At 55.3% G+C, this 320-nt stretch carries 1 pseudogene; it reads right to left on the bottom strand.

Going from position 1 to position 320, the window contains the following annotated elements:
- Positions 1-83, bottom strand: a pseudogene (locus tag BHD06_RS23500) (IS6 family transposase); the annotation flags it as partial.
- Positions 84-320: the final 237 nt, after the last annotated feature.

Below are 320 nucleotides of genomic sequence, written 5' to 3'. Positions count from 1 at the left end.
TGATACGCCCATACCGCGTATGCGATAATCTCGCGCGGAAAACGGAAGCCTTTCAGGCGTGGCATATCGGATGGTATTTTCATCCCCGCCGCCTAATCGAAAACGAGACCTCGAACAACTTGGCAATGCCTCCCGGGCCGGCGGGCGTGCTGTCGCGCCAGATGTACAACCGGATTTGGAACCGCTGCGTGGAGGCGTTGTTGCACGATCAGGAGCTATTCTGGTAGTTGAGGATTTTGCCTCTGATCTGGACACCTGAATGCCACACAAGTTCAACGCTGCTCGCCGCCATAAGTTTGGCAGGAAGCGATATCGGGTAA

The organism is Roseovarius sp. A-2 (assembly GCF_002072155.1).
In the GTDB taxonomy this organism is placed as follows: Bacteria; Pseudomonadota; Alphaproteobacteria; order Rhodobacterales; family Rhodobacteraceae; genus Roseovarius.
This window is presented reverse-complemented; position numbering and strand designations above follow the sequence as displayed.